This is a genomic window from Psychrobacter sp. APC 3426 (assembly GCF_030408035.1).
In the GTDB taxonomy this organism is placed as follows: domain Bacteria; phylum Pseudomonadota; class Gammaproteobacteria; order Pseudomonadales; family Moraxellaceae; genus Psychrobacter.
The window spans coordinates 84,810-103,958 of sequence record NZ_JASDCF010000008.1 but is presented as its reverse complement, the minus strand read 5'-3'; the positions used below and the strand labels follow the sequence as shown (position 1 = coordinate 103,958).

General features: G+C 44.2%; 16 protein-coding genes and 2 riboswitches. Of the genes, 10 read left to right on the top strand and 6 right to left on the bottom strand.

What is annotated here, in order from left to right; translation table 11 throughout:
- A partial coding sequence (locus QL919_RS06535) for a transposase (RefSeq protein WP_290188767.1) occupies positions 1-218 on the top strand: 218 nt, incomplete at its 5' end.
- 136 nt (positions 219-354) lie between these two features.
- Here the strand turns inward: QL919_RS06535 and QL919_RS06530 are convergent.
- Entirely contained in the window at positions 355-1,989 is a 1,635-nt protein-coding gene (locus tag QL919_RS06530; protein WP_290188766.1) for a phospholipase D family protein, read from the bottom strand.
- 529 nt (positions 1,990-2,518) lie between these two features.
- Here QL919_RS06530 and QL919_RS06525 point away from each other — a divergent pair.
- The 4 genes from QL919_RS06525 (at position 2,519) to QL919_RS06510 (ending at position 6,502) form a co-directional block, all read left to right on the top strand.
- Positions 2,519-3,808 (top strand): O-succinylhomoserine sulfhydrylase, encoded by a 1,290-nt coding sequence (locus tag QL919_RS06525; protein ID WP_290188765.1) that lies wholly within the window; start codon positions 2,519-2,521, stop codon positions 3,806-3,808.
- A 97-nt stretch (positions 3,809-3,905) separates the two neighbouring features.
- Entirely contained in the window at positions 3,906-4,235 is a 330-nt protein-coding gene (locus QL919_RS06520) for a YbaB/EbfC family nucleoid-associated protein (RefSeq protein WP_025651278.1), read from the top strand.
- Between the two features lie 193 nt (positions 4,236-4,428).
- Positions 4,429-5,022, top strand: a complete 594-nt coding sequence (recR, locus tag QL919_RS06515) for a recombination mediator RecR (RefSeq protein ID WP_189584576.1) — start codon at positions 4,429-4,431, stop codon at positions 5,020-5,022.
- A 148-nt stretch (positions 5,023-5,170) separates the two neighbouring features.
- Positions 5,171-6,502, top strand: a complete 1,332-nt coding sequence (locus tag QL919_RS06510; protein WP_290188764.1) for an HRDC domain-containing protein — start codon at positions 5,171-5,173, stop codon at positions 6,500-6,502.
- 34 nt (positions 6,503-6,536) lie between these two features.
- On the opposite strand, the gene QL919_RS06505 is transcribed toward QL919_RS06510, so the two are convergent.
- The 5 genes from QL919_RS06505 to gcvT form a co-directional block, all read right to left on the bottom strand.
- Positions 6,537-7,229 carry an alpha/beta fold hydrolase gene (locus QL919_RS06505; RefSeq protein WP_290188763.1) on the bottom strand — a complete coding sequence of 231 codons (693 nt, stop codon included), beginning with the start codon at positions 7,227-7,229 and terminating at the stop codon, positions 6,537-6,539.
- 171 nt (positions 7,230-7,400) lie between these two features.
- Positions 7,401-10,298: an aminomethyl-transferring glycine dehydrogenase gene (gene gcvP, locus QL919_RS06500; protein WP_290188762.1), complete on the bottom strand. Its 2,898-nt coding sequence runs from the start codon at positions 10,296-10,298 to the stop codon at positions 7,401-7,403.
- A 77-nt stretch (positions 10,299-10,375) separates the two neighbouring features.
- Entirely contained in the window at positions 10,376-11,134 is a 759-nt protein-coding gene (locus QL919_RS06495; protein WP_290188761.1) for a nitroreductase family protein, read from the bottom strand.
- Positions 11,135-11,410: 276 nt separating this feature from the next.
- A complete protein-coding gene (gene gcvH, locus QL919_RS06490) occupies positions 11,411-11,791 on the bottom strand; it encodes a glycine cleavage system protein GcvH (protein WP_011280078.1) in 381 nt (126 codons plus the stop codon).
- Between the two features lie 69 nt (positions 11,792-11,860).
- The gene (gene gcvT, locus QL919_RS06485) at positions 11,861-13,033 is read right to left on the bottom strand and encodes a glycine cleavage system aminomethyltransferase GcvT (RefSeq protein WP_290188760.1); all 1,173 of its coding nucleotides are present in this window, start codon (positions 13,031-13,033) and stop codon (positions 11,861-11,863) included.
- A 168-nt stretch (positions 13,034-13,201) separates the two neighbouring features.
- Positions 13,202-13,360, bottom strand: a riboswitch (glycine riboswitch).
- 54 nt (positions 13,361-13,414) lie between these two features.
- Positions 13,415-13,584: riboswitch (glycine riboswitch) on the bottom strand.
- 269 nt (positions 13,585-13,853) lie between these two features.
- On the opposite strand from gcvT, the gene QL919_RS06480 reads away from it, so the two are divergent.
- The 5 genes from QL919_RS06480 (at position 13,854) to QL919_RS06460 (ending at position 19,122) form a co-directional block, all read left to right on the top strand.
- Positions 13,854-14,174 carry a YcgL domain-containing protein gene (locus QL919_RS06480; protein ID WP_290188759.1) on the top strand — a complete coding sequence of 107 codons (321 nt, stop codon included), beginning with the start codon at positions 13,854-13,856 and terminating at the stop codon, positions 14,172-14,174.
- A gap of 280 nt (positions 14,175-14,454) precedes the next feature.
- Entirely contained in the window at positions 14,455-15,156 is a 702-nt protein-coding gene (locus QL919_RS06475) for a hypothetical protein (protein ID WP_290188758.1), read from the top strand.
- 256 nt (positions 15,157-15,412) lie between these two features.
- On the top strand, positions 15,413-16,279 hold the full coding sequence (locus QL919_RS06470) for a MoxR family ATPase (RefSeq protein ID WP_290188757.1): 867 nt from the start codon (positions 15,413-15,415) through the stop codon (positions 16,277-16,279).
- 106 nt (positions 16,280-16,385) lie between these two features.
- Positions 16,386-17,609, top strand: coding sequence for a VWA domain-containing protein (locus tag QL919_RS06465; RefSeq protein WP_290188756.1), 1,224 nt, complete (start codon positions 16,386-16,388; stop codon positions 17,607-17,609).
- A 325-nt stretch (positions 17,610-17,934) separates the two neighbouring features.
- Positions 17,935-19,122 (top strand): globin domain-containing protein, encoded by a 1,188-nt coding sequence (locus QL919_RS06460; protein ID WP_290188755.1) that lies wholly within the window; start codon positions 17,935-17,937, stop codon positions 19,120-19,122.
- The last annotated feature ends 27 nt before the right edge of the window (positions 19,123-19,149 follow it).

Genomic DNA, 19,149 nt, shown 5'->3' with positions numbered 1-19,149 from the left:
TGGATAATGCCAGATTTCATAAGAATAAACGCATTCAAAAGCTACTGAACAGGCATGGTCATCGTATTCTTTGGCTACCGCCGTACAGCCCTGATCTGAACCCTATCGAGAAAAAATGGGCTCAGGTGAAGCTTCTACGCCAAGGCTGGTTGGAAAATGACTTATCCAAGTTGTTTTATGATGTTTGTCCTAACCATAACAATTTTATTTTGAACTGACTATAAGGCTATTAAATATATACCTGCGTTAATCGATGCATGCCCTAGATTTTGACCTCATGGTTTTTAACTTAATAGAGTCTAAGTTAAAAACCATAAAGTTGTTTGTTTTTTGCTGAATAGTCAGTGTTGCGCATTATAGCAGCCAGTCAATGGGTAACCAGGACATAATGGTAAGCCAAACATGATCACTCATGTCGACACGTGGCTCTGAATCATAAACCACTTGCTTGCCATCTTCCATGGTATGCCATTGAAGGCGGCCATTATCTAACAGCTTCACTTCATAAGCTTGACTCAATAAATCATCGCTAAGTGCGCCATGCAGCTGCCGCGCCAGCTCATCATCATTGATAATGACACCCATTTCAGTATTGATATTGGCAGAGCGTGGATCGACATTATATGAGCCAATAAATACTTGATAATCATCAACGGCAAAGGTTTTTGCATGTAGGCTGGTTGATGATTGGCTGCGCGCTTTCCACAGCTTGTTTTCTCGCTTTTCTTCAGCAGCCGTTGACTTAAGCTCGTAGATTTTTACCCCTGAGCGCAGTAGAGCAGGCCGCCATTGACTATAGCCAGAATGGACAGCGGTAACATCGGTGGCATCAAAAGAATTGGTCAAAACTTTGATGTCGATGCCCGCTTCCGCCAACTGCACCAAAGTACTCACACCGTCTTTGGTCGGTACAAAATAAGATGAGATAATGGTCAGCTGCTTGGTCGGACTGCCGAGCAAAGTACGTAATTGATGCACCAAGTTGGTATTTGCAGGGACGGTCTTGATCAGCTTACCAACATCATCACTTAAAAACTGCATGTCCGTCCAACGAAACGGCACGCGCTTATTGATGAGGTCACTATCTATAGTAGAGTCTTCCAAGGCGGCTTTATAAACCGTCAAACTGTTGTTGCTTGTATCCTGTCCATCATGCCCCAGTTTGTCTAATGAGGACAAAAATTCAGGATTTTTACCCTTATCAAGCGTGACTAGAGTTTCGATATCGAATGACAGCGCAGAAGACCAATAACTGGCAAAGCTGTTATCAATGTCTGCCACGACCTTTCCGATGAGTAATACATCCAAGTCTGCAAATTGGCTATTCTGATCATTACTCAGATACTCATTGCCGATATTACGTCCACCAATGATGGTAATCTGCTTGTCAAACGTCATGCTTTTATTGTGCATACGCCGATTGATACGTGGCAGACCGGTGACGTAGTTTAATGCTTGAAACTTACGATGCATCAGCGGGTTGATAATACGTACCGCAATATTTGGGTGACTGGCAAAGCGCAGCAAATGCTGATCGAATTCAGCGTCGTTATTAAAATCATCCAACAATAAACGGACAATGACCCCGCGTTCAGCCGCTTCCCATAAGTCTTTTAACAGTAGTTGACCCGCTTGATCGTTGTGCCAAATATAATACTGTGCGTCGATGCTGCGCGTGGCCATATCCGTTAATATACTGCGTGAGGCAAAAGCATTTGCGCCGGTTACAATCGGATGATAACCAGATAAGTCAGGGTGAATTTCGTTCTGCTGACTGATGGCTGCGACCAAGTCGGTACTGCTCGCTTCAGTTGTGTCTGCTGATGGGTTACTTTCCTGTTGATACAACGCGTTGACTCGCGCTGATAAGGCTTGGCTTTCAGGCAAGTGTGGCTGCTTGGGTAAAATTTGGCAGGCACTAAGACCTAACGTCAATCCGAGTGTCAGGCTCAGCGATAAGTTGCTTGGTTCTATACTAAACATCGACATAACGGGGGTTACCTTAGTGCGCCTTTATTGACGGATAATAGACAGATAGGTTGTTTTCTGAGCTTTATACAGTCTGTTTTTACAGATAATAACTTTTATAGCCAATAATATTTGCTAATAAATAACGTTGATTAGTAGACGCTATCATCGCGTCATTCAAGGTAAAATCTGAATCGTCGCTAAGCTTAGCAGTTGTTGCTATATCTGCCTATTATAAATACGTTATTTTTGTTAGATAAAAAACCATCAGATAATATCTTCGTCTTTTAAGAGATAGGCGATAATTTTTATCGATATGCTTTTGGTCGCATTATTTTTATATCAATATGCTGATATCAGTTATTAGAGGCTTAACCTCAGTATTCAAAAACAATATTTAGTATGGCTTTGAAACCAGATGTTTGGAATAAGTTGCCATGCTATGATAACGCGGGTGAATTCGCTTGAGAATCAAAATACCAACAAACACTTTATAACCAATGAATTTACGACCAACCACTTTACTATTAACCAAGGTAATGGAAGATTTATGAGTCAGTCGCAACCGCGTGATGAGAAAAACTTGAATAAAGTAGACCCTAACTGGCGCAGTGATGCCCTTAATTTAGACCTTGATTATGGCATGCAGACCATCGCTGTACGGGCAGGGCAACATCGCACCGATGAGGGTGAGCATTCAGAGGCTATCTTTACCACCAGCTCCTATGTTTATGAGTCGGCGGCGGACGCGGCAGCGCATTTTAATGGTGACAAGACGGGCAACGTGTATTCACGTCATACCAATCCGAGTGTACGTACCTTTGAGCGTCGTTTGGCAGCCCTAGAAAATGGTGAACGTGCGGTGGCGACTGCCTCAGGTATGGGCGCGATTTTGACCATGTGCTTAGCCTACCTAAAAGCGGGCGATCACTTGCTTGCGGCCAACCAATTATTTGGCTCATCTATCGGTCTGTTCAATAACTATATGGCAAAGTTCGGCGTTGAAGTCAGTTATGTCGATTGCTTCGATAATGAGGCGTGGGCAAATGCTGTGCAGCCAAATACCAAAGTGATTTATTGCGAAAGCCCTAGCAATCCGTTGGCGCAAATCTGCGATATCGGCTATTTAAGTCAGTTATGTAAAGCCAATGATATCTTATTGGTCGTTGATAACTGCTTTGCCACGCCAGCATTACAGCGCCCACTCGATTTGGGCGCTGATGTGGTCATTCACTCTGCGACTAAATATCTAGATGGACAAGGTCGGGTATTGGGTGGCGCTTTGGTCGGTAGCGACACCCTCATGCAAGAGGCGTTTACCGTGGTGCGCTCAGGCGGTATCAGCATGAGCCCATTTAACGCTTGGGTCTTTACTAAGGGGCTTGAAACGCTTAAATTGCGTATGCAAGCGCATTGCCAAAATGCCAATCAAGTGGCAGAATTTTTGGTCAATCATCCCAATGTCAGCACCGTGCATTTTTCAGGATTAAGCGATCATCCCGCTCATGAGTTGGCGACCCGTCAACACCATATGAAAGGTGGTTATGGTGCTATCATGGGCTTTGAAGTTAAATCCTCGGCTGGCGCTGATTCAAGCAAAAGGGATTCAAAAGCCGCGGCTTGGCATGTGATTGACTCAACACAAATGGTCTCTATCACCAATAATTTGGGCGATGCCAAGACTACCATTACTCATCCGGCGACCACCACCCACTTTCGCTTGAGTGCAGAGGCGCGCGCAGAAGCAGGCGTTAACGATAGCCTTATCCGTTTGTCAGTCGGCTTAGAAGATGTGGAAGATATCATCAAAGATTTGGCGCGTGGTTTAGACAGTTTGTAAAGATAACGGTATAATCACGGTCAACGCATGAACATTACGTTATGAATAACGATTCACTACTATTATACGTATTACTATAAATGACAAAGAGGCAATTATGAATATTCAAGCATTGATGCAACAGGCACAAACGATGCAAAAGAAAGTCGAAGCAAACGTTGAAAACGCTAAGAAAGAATTGGCCAATAAAGAAGTTCAAGCTGAAGCGGGCAGTGGTCTGGTAAAAGTTACTATGACAGGGCGTCACGTGGTTAAGCGTTTGACCATTGATCCAAGCTTACTGGAAGATGAGCCTGATATGATTGAAGACTTAATCGCAGCGGCTATCAATGATGCGGTGCGTCAAGCAGATGAGCTCTATGAAGAAACCATGGCTGGCGCGACCTCAGGCATGGGTCTACCACCAGGTATGCAAGGCATGTTCTAATATCTACGCCAAAAAATATAACTTTTTTATACTCGTTATGTTGATTTTTGGCAGTGATAAGCGACATATTTTATAGTTATTTAGCGATAAGTTATCTGACCATAATGTCTAATAAATGGGGTTGTTATCGACACGATACGACCCCATTTTTATAGCTACGATTTATAAATTAAGTTAAATAAAGGAAGTTACTTTGCTGACAGCCAAATTTGATCAGCTGGTCAAACAGCTGCGTATTTTGCCGGGCGTGGGGCAAAAAAGTGCCCAACGTATGGCGCTACATCTACTTACCAAAAAACGTCCTCAAGGCATGGCGCTCGCCCAAGCACTTGATGAGGCGATGCGCGATATCGTCGAATGTCAGCGCTGCCATAGCTTTAGCGACGAGGCAGTTTGTCCATTATGCCAAGATCCAAGGCGTGATGATGGTTTATTGTGCGTGGTCGAAACCGCCGCCGATGTGATGGCTATCGAGCAAACCGCAGGCTATCGTGGGCGCTATTTTGTTTTAGGCGGTCATTTATCGCCAATAGACGGCATCAGTGCCGATGATTTAAATATCGATCAGCTGGTGTGGCGGGTTAAGCAAGAGCCTGTTGAAGAGCTGATATTGGCAACTGGTACTACTGTCGAAGGTCAAACCACCGCACACTTTATCAGTGAAGCGGTCAGTCGTCATGTCAACAAGGTCACTCGCTTGGCGCAAGGCGTACCGATGGGCGGCGAGCTTGAGTACCTAGATAGTATGACCCTTGGACAAGCCATGCAAAATCGCTCTTTCTTATAGTATGCTGCATAGCAATTTCATAAACTCTCTATAAAAACCAAGTCTTGTCCATTTTATTTGATGAAATTGTTATAATTGTTTTCTTATTCACTTTTATTAAGACGCAGTTTGGCGTTTTATTTTCTCCTATTTATGCAGGTATCTGCCCGTGTCCAACCATGCTTCAACTGCTTCAACTGCTGCTATCCAACCAAATCTCTCAGACAATACTGCTGCTACTGATGATGAGCCCTCAAAACTATCAGTCAATAATGAGGTAGCGCTCGCAGGTTTGCCGCCCGAGCCAGATATCGATGCATTGCTAGATATCGCCGATGAAGCCTCGGTCACTTGGGTACGTCAGCAAGATGGTTTAAAAGAAGTTATCGATGCCTTGGCAACTTGCGGGCGGGTAGCGTTAGATACTGAATTTATCAAGCGCGATACTTATTATCCGCGCTTGGCATTGGTACAGTTAAATGTGGGTGACCATATTTATTTGTTAGATGCCCCGCAACTGCAATTGGCTGAGCTGTGGCAAGCGCTGATGAAAGTGGATGTGGCGATTTGGCATGCCTGCGGTGAGGATTTGGGGATTTTTTATCTATTATCTGGTTGTCCACCATTGACCAATATCTTTGATACCCAAATTGCCCTGTCATATTTAACTGGCCAATTGCAAATGGGCTATCAGCAGGCGCTTGATGACCAATTAGATATGCACATCGATAAAGAACAAAGCCAATCAGACTGGCTACAGCGTCCGCTATCAGATGAGCAAGAGCAATATGCGATTGATGACGTGCGATTTTTGCCAGCGCTTTATTTAAGCCTTGAGTATGAGTTAAAGAAGAAAGGCCTGTTTGAATATGTATGGGCAGATTGCCAGCTTTATGCCAGTGATTTGTATGACGCGCAGCACGTTGAAGATGAGGCGATGTATCTAACGATGGCAGATTATCGTTATACCTCTGAGCAAATGGCGATATTACAAGCAGTGGCAACGTGGCGTGAGGAGCTGGCACGGGCGACCAATCAGCCGCGTACCTTTGTCATAAAAAAACAAGCGGTACGTGAGATTATCACGGAAAAGCCAAGCAACATGCGCGAGTTGGCGCACAAAACCACGATGCACCGTAGTATGCTTCGCCTATATGGTGAAGAGTTGCTCAAGGTGATTAAGGAAGCAAAAAACTTGCATCCTGCTGAACATCCAGACTGCCTATTACCACCCTATCGCTCAAAAAACAAAGTACTGTCAAAAGCGGTACAACACGTGATAGATAAGCAAGCAGAAAAAATCGGCGTGCCTGCTAATGTATTGATGCGTAAAAAATGGCTCGCACAGCTCTACGAAGTGATTGCCTTTGATAAAGATTTAAGCGAACTACCAGAAGGGTTAAAAGGCTGGCGCAATGAGTGGGTGATGCAAATCTTGATTCCGGTGATTAAGGAGCATAAAACCGAGTTGCAGCAGGGTATGGGTATCAATGTTCGCTAAGTGATAAAAAATAGCGTTTATAAGTACTTAGTATTTATAAACGCTTAAGCTCGCTATGGTCAAACTGTCCATGTTGTAAAAAATACTTGGTTTGAGCGGCCACTGTTTTATCGACCAGCATTCCAGTGTGCGAGACGGGCAAGACAATGTGGTCAGTTGCGGCCTCTATTTTGGTTTCTTCTATATATACTGTGCCATCGTGTAGCAGATGTTCTGCTGATGGCATATTATTTGTCTTACGTAGTTTGCGATTATGATACTGCAAAAACAACTGCCCCAAGCCATAAGGGCGATCACCCGCAATTACGCCTAAGGTAATATGCTCCGGTAAGGGTGCGACCGTGCCATCTAGTGCATCGACGTACGAGCGCCCCATCACAGCTGGCGTCAAGCGCCAAATATAATCTGCACAAACACTACCTAAATGCGGTGTCCCAAGCGTTACGCAGCGTCCAATTTGCCATTGCGGATATGCAGTGACAAAATCACGAATAATCAAACCGCCCAAACTATGACCGACCAAATCGATTGGCTGGTCAGGATGATGATGGTTTTCTAGCCAGTCATTTAATCGGGCACTATTGGTTTTGATGCCATCACGCATACTACGATAGCCATATTGGTGGGTGTCAAATCCTGCTACTTGCAAGCGTTTCGCCAATGGCCGCATAATCCAAGCGGTTTGATGCAGACCATGAATCAGAATGACGCGGTTTTTTTGTTGCATGTTCGCTCCAAAAAAGTAAATAGGATATATAAGTAAAAGAACTGATGATATCAACAAATACTATCATTGATTGTGGCAAGTGTTTAATACGATAGACAAAATAAAAACCTCCAAATCAGTAGCTGATTTGGAGGTTTGTTTTTATATTAACTGTTGATAGTTGTTTGAAAACTACATATAGTTTTCGATGCTTGGGCAAGAGCACATGAGGTTCTTGTCACCATAAGCATCATCAACACGTGCCACACTCGGCCAGAATTTATGGGCACGAATGTAAGGCAGTGGGAATGCAGCCGTATCACGGCTGTACGGATGCGACCATTCGCTGCTGGTAATCATCGCCGCGGTGTGCGGCGCATTGACCAACGGGTTGTCTTCTAACGTCCAACCATCGTCGCCAGCTTTGGCTTTCATTGCTTCGGCTTTGATAGATTGTAGCGCACTGATAAAACGATCTAACTCTTCTTTAGACTCAGACTCAGTGGGCTCAATCATCAAGGTGCCCGCTACTGGGAAACTCATCGTTGGTGAGTGGAAACCATAATCCATCAAGCGCTTAGCAATATCGCTTTCAGTGATGCCAGTTTCTTCCTTCAATGGACGAATATCGATGATACATTCATGAGCGACGCGGCCGTTTTTACCGGTATAAAGAACAGGGTAGTGGTCTTTTAGCTGGCTGGCAACATAGTTGGCATTTAATAGCGCAAGCTCAGTTGCTTTTAGCAGACCATCACGGCCCATCATGGCAATATACATCCATGAGATAGGTAAGATACTTGCTGAACCATAAGGTGCTGCTGATACCGCTGAGCAATCATTCTGCGCATTATGCACAGGGCTCAACGTATGGTTGGCCATAAATGGTGCTAAGTGTGCCTTCATACCGATAGGGCCCATGCCTGGACCGCCGCCGCCATGTGGGATACAGAAGGTTTTGTGCAAGTTCATATGCAGTACGTCTGCTCCAACATCAGCAGGCTGCATCATGCCGACCTGTGCATTCATGTTGGCGCCATCCATATAGACCTGACCGCCATGCTTATGAATCAAATCACAAATATGACGGATGCCTTCTTCAAACACGCCATGCGTCGATGGATAAGTAATCATCAAGGCACCTAGATTGGCGCTATGCTCTTCACATTTGGCGGTCAAGTCATCGATGTCTACGTTACCGTTGTCATCGGTTTTGACCACGACTACTTTCATACCCATCATCATGGCGGTAGCAGGGTTGGTACCGTGCGCTGACATTGGAATCAAGCAAACATCACGGTCCGTTTCACCCAATGACTCATGGTAACGACGGATTGCTAATAAACCAGCATATTCGCCTGAAGCGCCAGAGTTAGGCTGCATAGACACTTCATCAAAACCTGTGATGGCTTTCAGTTGCTCTTGCAAGCTATCAATCATCGCAATGTAGCCGGTGACTTGATCGCGCGGTGCAAATGGATGCACATTGGCAAATTCAGGCCACGTAATCGGTAGCATCTCACTGGTCGCGTTCAATTTCATGGTACAGCTACCAAGTGAAATCATACTACGGTTCATCGCCAAATCTTTGTCTTCAAGCGATTTTAAGTAGCGCAGCATTTCATGTTCGGTATGATGCGAGTTAAAGACTGGATGGCTCAAGATGTCGTCAGTACGCAAGTGGGCGCTATCAAGTGACACGCTAGCCACTTCAGGTAAATCATGTGATTTACTAACAAATAGCTGAGTTAAAACGTTAAAGTCTTGCTCATCGCTGATTTCACTGAAGGCGACGCCCAATTTACTGTCGCCCAAACGCCATAAGTTATAGCCAACATTGTCCGCATTTTCAAAAATCTGCGTCGCAAGACTTTCTGAACCACAATCAATAACAACCGTGTCGAAGAACTGCTCATGTACCACATTTAGATTGCTGTCGTTAGCTTGTTTAATAACATTTGCAAAGGCAGTCGCAAACGCATGGATACGAGTCGCGATACGCTTCACGCCACCTGGACCATGATACACCGCATACATACCCGCTAGATTAGCAAGCAATACTTGTGAGGTACAGATGTTTGAGTTGGCTTTTTCGCGGCGGATATGCTGCTCGCGGGTTTGTAATGCCATACGTAATGCAGTATTGCCTTGTGAGTCTTTTGAGACACCGATGATACGGCCAGGTGCTGAGCGCTTGGCTTTATCAGAGAAGGCAAAGTAGGCGGCGTGTGGACCACCAAAGCCCATTGGAATACCAAAACGCTGGGTGCTACCCAATGCCACGTCTGCGCCCATATCGGCTGGTGATTTTAATAGCACCAAGCTCATGATGTCGCTAATAACGCTGACGTAGGTTTTATTTTTCTTTACCGCTGCGATAACGTCGGTTAAGTCTTTTACATCGCCTTCAACACCGACATATTGGAAAATAGCACCGAAATAATCACCTGATTTAGCCAGTTCAAAATCACCGACCACGACTTCCCAACCGAAATATTTGGCACGAGTATTGATGACATCTAAGGTTTGTGGATAGATACGGTCATCAACAAAAAACTGATTTGATTTGCTTTTGCTCACACGCTTTGACATCGCCATCGCTTCTGCCGCAGCAGTTGCTTCGTCAAGTAATGACGCACCAGCCATCTCCAAACCAGTCAAATCAATACAAACTTGCTGGAAGTTTAGCAATGCTTCTAGGCGACCTTGGGCGATTTCAGCTTGATAAGGGGTATAAGCGGTGTACCAACCTGGATTTTCAAGCACATTACGCTGAATAACTGCTGGCATGCGCACAGGCGAGTAACCCTGACCGATATAGCTCTTATTAACCGTGATGTCGTCTGCCATGGTACGTAATTTAGCAAGCGCGGCATGCTCACTCATCGCCACAGGCAAATCTAGCTCTTTATGCAAGCGCACAGGCTCAGGCACGGTATCGTTAATGAAGCTCGCCATGTCTTTATAGCCAACTGCGCTGAGCAGGTCAGCTTGCTTGGTCTCATTTGAGCCTAGATGACGATAGACAAATTCAGCTTCGTTGAATAAACCTTTAAAGGTATCAAACGTTGGGTTTTGAGAAATAGTCATGAGAGTCCTTGGTTAAGGGAGTAATAAAGGGATTGGCTAAAATAACTAATAATGATAACTAACGACGGCTTACAGTTTTAGACGTAATGGACAAACTGCTCTTGATCAAAGCGGAACTGGGTGTTGTAAACGCCATTATCAGCGCGCTCACCAGCACCAATCATCATAATGATATGCTGGTCGTTGCTTAAGTTTAATAGGCGTTTCATAGCAGGCTCATCAAAGCCGCCCATCGGACAGCTATCAAAACCGTGCGCGCGTAGGGCAAGCATTAAGTTTTCAGCGGCAAGGGAAGCATTGTTGGTGGCCCAGTTTTTGGTGTCTTCAAAAGTATAGTAAGGCGACTTGATGGGACCTTTTACGCGTCTAAATACTTGAGTGGCACTCCATTTGGCTGCTGAGACCACATTGGCAGGACCTCGCAAAAAATCCAAGGCAACGACTTTGTTATAGTAGTCCTTGACTTTTTTGGGTACGGGTGTATTAGGGTATTCGCGCAATATCTGCTGAGCGTGCTCCTGCCAGACATCCGTACGAGCAACGATTGCAATCAAGCGTGCGGCGGTTTTTGCTGCGTTTTGATTCATGCAGTTCTTAACAGCGCGTTTGCGATTGTCCGCATTATCAATCACATAAAATTCCCACGGCTGTAGATTGCTCGAGTTCGGTGCTAGCATGGCCAAACGCAGACAGTCTGCTAACACGTCGTCAGGTATCTTTGTATCGGTAAAGCGACGAACGGAACGACGTGATTCAACCACTTCGCGAAACGCTTGCAGCTGCGGGGTATGAGTAGGCGTCGCAATATTGTCTTTAAGGTCAGTGCTAGAGGTCATATTAGAATCCATACTGGGAATTGAATAATCAACTTAGGTCAGTATTGAGCAACTCTTTTCAATAGTGTCTGACAAGTGATAAATACGAGTAAATCGAATAGCAGTTGGCAGTAGTCAATTGAGCGATAAGTATTTGAGAGAAAAGCGTACAGATATCAGCTGACGCCAATATCTGCCATAACAAGTTATATTTTTTAAGCGACATTCTTTAATGTTGCAAAAACCGATATTTCATTTCACTGAAATACCGCTTTTATGCGAGTAGCAAAGCGGCTATTACAGCTCGTTTTCGTACTCGTCAGCTGTCAACAGCGCTTCGTAGTCAGCGATATTGTCAGGCTTCATTCTAAAGAACCAACCTTCACCGTATGGGTCAGAGTTGATGATTTCTGGATCGTCTTCTAATGCTTCGTTGATGGCAACGACTTCGCCTGAAATAGGCGCATAAACGTCAGAGGCTGCTTTTACTGATTCTACGACTGAGATTTCGTCGTCAACGGCGATGATGTCACCCACGTCTGGCAATTCAACAAACACCACGTCACCCAATAGGTCTTGAGCATGGTCAGTGATACCAACAGTGATAGTACCGTCGTCTTCTAGGCGTAGCCACTCGTGGCTGGCGATGTATTTCAGTTCTGCTGGGATATTGCTCATGGTCTCTCTCCTAAGTGATAGAGGATGGTTAACAAAAATAGTGGAAGCTAATAATAGAATTTATAATGACTACGAGTCAAACTGCTGCTTGCCGTTACGGACAAACGGTAGCTTAAGCACACGTACATCGACAAACTTACCTTTACCGCGCAAATCGACTTGAACGCTATCGTCATCGGATAAGCTGGCAGGGACACGGGCAATCGCAATCGAGTTTTTTAGGCTAGGGGAGAAGGTGCCACTGGTAATAAGACCAGTTTGCTCATTGTCCGTGCCTTGATTGATGGTAACGGTCATGCCTTCACGCAATACGCCGCGCGTTGTCAATAGTAAGCCGACCTGCTTCATGGCGGTGTTGTCGTCTTTTGACTGCTGACGCTTGCTTACTAAGGCGTCACGACCGATAAAGTCACGCTCATCTTTTAGCGCCAACGTCCAGCCCATGTTGCACTCATAAGGGCTGGTTTCTTCACTCATGTCATGACCATAAAGGTTCATGCCCGCTTCCATACGTAAGGTATCACGCGCACCAAGGCCAGCAGGTTTAACGCCATTGGCTTTTAATTGCTCAAAAAATGCTGGTGCATCATCGCCATGCATAATCACTTCGACGCCATCTTCACCAGTGTAGCCGGTACGAGCAACGAACCAATCTGTACCTTCGATATCTGTTAAATCAGCACCAACGAAAGGCTTCAGGGCAGCCAATGTATCTGCCCAGCTAGGTTTGGTTTGCGCCAGTTTTTCAACCGCATTTGGTCCTTGCACCGCAATCATGGCAAGCTCTAGACGCTCGGTAAGGGTGATGTCAAAACCTTCAGCGACTTTTTCAAATTGAGCCATGTCTTTATCACGGGTCGCTGCGTTTGAGACGATACGATATTTGGTAGCGTCTTCATTCATCAGGTAGACGATTAAATCATCGATGATGCCGCCTTGCTCATTGAGCATGCCAGAATATAGCGCTTTACCGACGGTTTTTAATTTATCAACATCATTGGCAAGCAGCTTTTGTAGCCATGCTTTGGCATCGCTACCTTTGACATCAACAACAACCATATGTGAGACATCGAACATACCGGCATCGGTACGCACGGCTTCATGCTCTTCAATTTGTGAACCATAATGGATTGGCAATTCCCAACCAGAAAAATCCACCAGTTTGCCATCACTATCAACGTGAGACTGGTAAAGAGGCGTGCGCTTAGGAGCTGAAGTGTTGGCATTTTGAGTGTCGGTCATAACAAATCCTTATGTGTACATCAGTCGTACTCGATAGAGTAATGAGCGATGTGCAGTATCATAGTAGCGAGAAGCAACATTGCAGGGTGCAAGTATTGCAACCAAGGGTAGCACAGAAAAAAAAGATAAAGCAGTAAGCCAAACCAACACTGAACGTCGGTTTAAGCAAAAGCCCTATCTGTCCTGTAACCTGAGATTTTCAACACGAATTATCATTATTAATCTTTGAAAGATTACGCTATAAAAGCAAGCATTGATAATGTCGTATTTTCTCCCCTTCGGTGGGTAAGGCGTCGTCCGTCCTTACCGCTCTCCAGATTTGTTATGCCTTGTGTTTGGGTGTGCTACGCGATTGACAGTAGACAGCGAAACAGTTGTGGCATGTGTTTTTCAGTCCTTTTACCTGAGCGATTGGCAGGGTGGATGCGCCTTCGGTGGTCATGCGACAATGGTAAATGTCGTATCACCAATGCGGTTTGATACGATATTCATTTACAAGATATCTTTTTTGACGATATTTATGCCTGCAGACTCTCTCCTGAAAAACGCTTTTATTATGAAAGGTTCACCGCCCTTTTACAAGTCATCAACGGCGTTAAAGTGGATAATTTTGGCAAAAACCATTTTTTAGCTGCGTAAATAGTTAAAGTACTGGTAAATACCGTGAGATATAGTTGAATAGCACACTGTCATAATTATGATATAGCAATGATTAAGCGAGCTGATTGAATGCGGTTTACCATAGCAGAACGTAAAGCGACTACTGATAATTGCCTGAAATATGCTAACCTATGACCATAGTTTCTGATAGGTTATTGTTATGCACTGCGATATTTATAAATTTCCCAAACACGACGACATGTACATCTATATTGCGCGTCCTGATTATCCTGATGACACTGACGAGATAAAAGATTGGCTTGGGGTGTTACCCAAAGACTTCCGTGCAGGATTGGGTCGTAGCCAGTTTGTCATGCATTTAGATTTGGCAGCTACGCCAACGCTTGCGCGTGTTGATAAAGAAGAGGTATTGGCAAAATTAAAGTCGCAAGGCTATTTTGTACAGTTGCCGCCACAGGACGTTATGCGCCGCCAAGCTGAGCTGCGTGCTCGTGAATCACAGGACAGTATTTACAATTAGCGCGCCTTTTAATAAAGTTTCCATTGTGAGGTGATGTTAAGTCGACTGTGGCTTGCGTCTAAGCCATTTGGTAAAAGACAAGTTTCAAAAGGCTAAATGATAAAAAACGTTACTAAGCAATGGGTAGCATGCATTTTATTAGGAAGTCGTGATAAACTAGCAGCCTAATAATTGCACATGTCGATTATATATTCGGTCTTATTTTAGTACGACAGAACGTACCCTATACCGCTAGGCACATAACGTGTTGTCGGTGATAAACGCAGGTAACTAAACACGCATGGACTGGTTAAAAAGTATCTTACACAGCTTACCATTAGAAGCCATCAGTGACATTCTCGGTGAGATTGCTATTTGGTGGGGTCAAATGGTAAAAGACGTGCCACCCGCAGACTTGCCAATGTATGCATATCTTGGTGGTTCTATTTTGGTGCTGGTCTTATGGGTGCTGGTCGCTCGTGTATTACCAAAGCCGCTAGGCGGTATGAGTTGGATGATAGTATTTGCCGTTTTGCTAGCGCCAGGTACCGCCCTTGGCGACCCAAGCTCGATTGCTCCCGCCAGTATTAGCGTTGTCTATGCCATTATGATGAAAGACTTTGCTGGCGCGATTGCCAATATGCTACCGATTATGGTGGTATTGGTCGTTGGTCTATTTGTTGGTTTTGTTTGGCAGCTGATTCGCGGAGCATTTGAATCCAGTTTAGATAAAGCCCGCAGTCGTACCGCAGAAGATACGCAGGCAACGATGCAGCTAACCACTGGTAATTACTTGGCAGACAATGCTGGTTTAGCAGAGTCATCTGATAATTCGGCATTAATGTCTAAACCTGAAATGGCTAAGACGCAAGTTACTAAGCCTGAAGTGACTGAATCTGAAACTATTACGACGGAAGTAAATAAGACTGAGGCTGATGTTAGTCTGAAAAAAGACAACAAGCCATTGAAGCAAGAGGATAGTGATAAAACTGATAAGCTTTAAATTAGAATTAAGCTTTATTCATTAAGATAAAAGACACCATGCGTGTCTTTTTTTATGTACGCTCTTTTTTATGTGACGCTACCAATATATAAATGTGCTAACTGATGACATGCTCTATTTGAATAATATTGGTTAGTAACTGCGAACGCATGAGTATTTTGGCAATCATAGCGGCTGTGCTAATCTAATTCATTATTTACCATTCATCAATTACTTTCTAATCCCTTTAATTTATAACAATAAATGAGACCTACTTATGACCACCACGACTGATACAAACAAGAAAACTTTTACTGGCACGCAAAGCTATATCGCTACCGAGGATTTGCAGTTAGCAGTCAACGCAGCAATGATGCTACAAAAACCGCTGCTTATCAAAGGCGAGCCTGGTACGGGTAAAACGTTACTGGCCGAAGAGGTTGCCGAGAGTTTGGGTATGCCGCTGATTACATGGCATGTCAAATCGACTACCAAAGCTGAGCAAGGGCTGTACGAGTATGATGCGGTATCGCGCCTACGTGATTCGCAATTAGGTGATGATAAAGTGTATGAAATTGGCAACTATATCAAGCCTGGTAAGTTATGGGATGCCTTTACCAGTAAAGAGCGCAGTGTGTTGCTGATTGATGAGATTGATAAAGCCGATATCGAGTTCCCCAATGACTTACTGCATGAGCTGGATAAGATGTCGTTTTATGTCTATGAGACAGGCGAGACCATCACTGCTGAGCAGCGTCCGGTGGTTATTATCACCTCAAACAATGAAAAAGAACTACCAGATGCATTCTTGCGTCGCTGTTTCTTTCATTATATCGACTTCCCAGAAGAAGAAACCATGCGTCAAATTATTGAGGTGCATTTCCCCGATATCCAAGAAAAGTTGGTCAACGATGCATTAGATATCTTTTATAAGCTGCGTAACGTTCAAGGACTTAAGAAGCCACCATCAACATCAGAGTTGGTTGATTGGTTGACGCTATTATTGGCAGATGACATGGCACAAGAAGAGTTGGAAGAAAACTTGCGCGGTGAAAAATCTATTCCACCACTATATGGTGCATTGCTTAAAAACGAAGCTGATGTGAACTTATTACAGCGCTTTGCCAATATGATGCGTCGTTAAGCGAAAGACCATTTGTCATGAATAAAGCCCATGAAACGGCTTTCTTCGTAACCATATCAGCAACGTCGCCATACAATAATGTCAGCCAATAAGTGATACGTGTCTTATGTTTATCAAATTGTTCTATACCTTACGTACTTACGGCGTGCCCGTCAGTACCCGTGAGCTACTTGACCTAAACGCTGCGTTAGATCAAGGGCTGATGATGCAGCCACATCCTGAGAATCCAGAGCTGTCTACCTTTGCCAGTCGTGAGGATATGTATCGGCTGATTCGACTCTGTATGGTCAAAGACGAGCGTCATTTTGATAAGTTTGACCGTGCCATGGCAGACTATTTCGAAGGGGTTGATAGCCTTGATATGGACGAGCTGTTGTCCAAGTTAACGGACGTCCCAAAAGAATGGTTAGATTTAAAGCTCGACCCAAAAAATCTGACCGAAGAGCAGCGGCGCTTGCTAAAAAAATACGGCTCGCTAGAGGAGCTGATGAAAGCTTTAGAGGAGCGTCTTAAAGAGCAAAAAGAGCGCCATCAAGGCGGTAATAAATGGGTTGGTACAGGTGGGACGTCGCCATTTGGTGCCTATGGCGACCATCCAGAAGGGGTGCGTGTCGGTGGTGAGTCACGTAAACGTAGCGCCGCCAAAGTTTGGGAGCAGCGAAAATACCGTAATCTTGATGACGACAGTCAGCTGGGTACGCGCCAAATTCAAATGGCACTGCGTAACTTGCGCCAGTTTGCACGTACCGGTAGCGCCGATGAGCTAGATATTCATGAGACCATCAAGCGCACTGCCAAAAAAGGTGTGCTCGATATTCATATGCAGGCTGAGCGCCGTAACCGCGTCAAGGTGCTGATGCTGTTTGATGTCGGCGGTAGTATGGATATACATGTGGAAGCGCTAGAAAAGCTGTTTTCAGCGGCGAAGAATGAATTTAAAACGTTAGAGTTTTTTTACTTTCATAACTGCTTATATGATTATGTGTGGAAGGACAATAATCGTCGCCATAGTGCGCCGATGCCTACCTTTGAGCTGCTCAATAAATACGGCCGAGAATATCGCGTTATCTTCGTTGGTGATGCGTCGATGTCGCCCTATGAGCTCATGACCGTAGGCGGTAGCGTTGAATATATGAACAATGAAGCGGGTATTGTTTGGTTAAAAAGGGTATTAGCACACTTTGATAAAGTCGCTTGGCTCAATCCTGAAAACCCTGCGTACTGGCAATATACCCAAACCATCGTCGAGATTAAAAAACTGTTCGACAATAGAATGTATCCCATGACCTTACATGGTGTGGAAGACATGACCAACTATATGGCACGTTAAGCGTAACTTATCGCATTTTTATGATCATTTTAAAATAATAACATGCCTTTGTAAGCAGCCATTATTAGCATAATGGCTGCTTTTTTTTCGGCTAAAGAAAATTTCTTAGCGATACAGTATTGGTCTGGAAAGCCAAATATGTTAACATTCATTTAATATGAATGTTATAGGAGTGCTTTGATTTTTTACTGCGTGGATATCTGACAAACCTTTGTGCAGTCAATCAAAACTTTGTATTCAACCATTTATATCAGCCTTTTTATATAACCCCTTTTTATACAAGAATTTTCATTTATCAATGTGATACATCACTAAGAGACATACCATGGCTTCACCAAAAACCTTAGAAATTGTAAAAGCAACTGTGCCCGTACTTGAAGAACATGGGACGACTATTACTACTGTGTTTTATAAAAATATGTTCGATGAGCATCCTGAGCTGTTGGATATCTTTAACGAAACCAACCAAAAGCTTGGCCGTCAACAGACGGCGCTGGCAATGACAGTATTGGCAGCAGCCAAACACTTGGATAAACTGGCAACGTTATTGCCACAGGTGACGCAAATCAGTCATAAGCATCGCGCTTTACAGATTCAGCCTGAGCATTATCCGATTGTTGGTAAGCATTTAATCGGTGCGATAAAAGAAGTATTAGGCGAGGCGGCGACTGACGATATTATCAATGCGTGGACTGAAGCTTATGATGAGATTGCTTCAGTGTTTATCCAGATTGAACATGGCATGTATGAAGCGGCGATGTGGGAAGGCTTTGAACCTTTCAAAGTCACGCAAAAAATAGCTGTAGCCACAGATATTGCAGCTTTTACGGTAGTACCTGTCAATGAAAACAATCAAAATATTGATTTGGGCAAATTAAATCTAACCGCAGGTCAATATATTACGGTGAAAACTGATCCAAAAGACAGCGATCATATTGCCTTGCGCCACTACTCTTTGTATTCAGCGAGCACAGACAACGGCATTCAGTTTGCGGTAAGACGTGATAATCGTAACGAACATCATGGCTTGGTCTCTAACCATTTACACGATGATTTGGAAGTCGGTGATACGGTGTTGTTGTCGGCACCCGCTGGTGACTTTGCGCTAAACGAGGCATTAATATCACAGAATGAGATTCCATTAGTGTTGGTTAGCGCAGGTGTCGGTGTGACACCAGTACTATCTATGCTCGAGGCGCAAGTGCTGAGCAACCCGCAGAGACCTATTGTTTGGGTATATGCTTGTCAAAACCAATCACATCATGCCTTTAATACTGAAGTAAACGAGCTGTTAGAAAAGGCTGAAAATGTAGAGAAGCATATTTTTTACTTCGAATCTGGGCAGATATTGGATGCAGAATGGCTTGCGCAGTTGCCGAAGCCTGCTGATATTTATGTCTGTGGCTCGATGCCATTTATGGATAGTATGATTGATGCCTTGGTGGCACTAGAGCATGGCGTAGATAGCGTTCACTATGAACCATTTGGTCCAAAAATGAGTTTAGGCGGCTAGTTGTTAGTTATTATCTATAAAAAAGCA